This window comes from Citrobacter sp. S46_ASV_140, from assembly GCF_018919545.1.
GTDB lineage: Bacteria > Pseudomonadota > Gammaproteobacteria > Enterobacterales > Enterobacteriaceae > Citrobacter > Citrobacter braakii.
In genome coordinates this window covers 1-893 of record NZ_JAHLRC010000278.1, presented here as the reverse complement: position 1 = coordinate 893, position 893 = coordinate 1, and the positions used below count along the sequence as shown (strand labels likewise).

At 37.2% G+C, this 893-nt stretch carries 1 protein-coding gene; it reads right to left on the bottom strand.

Translation table 11 applies throughout. The annotated features are described in order from the left end of the window. Window positions 1-83: 83 nt before the first annotated feature. The gene (locus tag KQJ19_RS23755) at window positions 84-782 is read right to left on the bottom strand and encodes a DeoR/GlpR family DNA-binding transcription regulator (protein WP_047501382.1); all 699 of its coding nucleotides are present in this window, start codon (window positions 780-782) and stop codon (window positions 84-86) included. Between the last annotated feature and the right edge of the window lie 111 nt (window positions 783-893).

The window sequence follows — 893 nt, the reverse complement described above, 5'->3', positions numbered from 1 at the left end:
GTCAAATGTTTCGCCCACAAAGCCTTTACCAAGGCGGCCAGCGCCTATAATTAATACGCGTTTCATTATAACTCCTCATATTATTAGATATCCTTGCTCGTGAATATATGATTTATATCCTTGAGTGAGGACACCACGAAATTAGATCTGGTCTCAAGTTTTTCTTCGGTTACAAGAATGGCAACTTCATTTGAGACTTCAGCCATTTTTTGTTTGGTATAACACTCATCCAGATCGGGAATAGTTACACCGACTTCACTGTCAACATGCGCAACACCCATAAAGTATATATCCGGGCGAATAGCATTTAATTCACGAATAGTTTCAGCACCAATTAAAACCAAAGAGTTTTTATAAAGCCTGCCCCCTAATCCTATAACCTCTACATTCTTGTAATCACTTAATAAATGCAGAATAGGGATGTTATTAGAAACAACAGTGCATTTTAAATCTTTGGGTATTAGCTTTATGAGTTCGTAGTTAGTTGTTCCTCCGTCAATTAAAATGACGCTATTTTCTTTAATTAAATGTACGGCTTTCTTTGCCAGCTTTACTTTCTCATTGGTGTTCAGATCCTGCCGGATATTAAACTCAGTGATGGCAGGCCCGACGCGTATTGCGCCACTATGAACACGATGAATTACTCCTTGATTCGCAAGCTCATTTAAGTCGCGTCTTATGGTGTCCTCAGAAACCTTAAGACGCTCACTTAATTTACTGACAACAATCTTTTTCTCTTTCTCAAGTATTTGAAGAATAATATCTTGTCTTGCCGCTTTCATCGTAATGACTCATTTTATTCAGAGAATAATGAGTATATCTTAGATGTTTAGCACTTGTAAAATATATTCTATGGAATTAGCGGTTCGTAATGCCTGAACATTCTTTTCTTC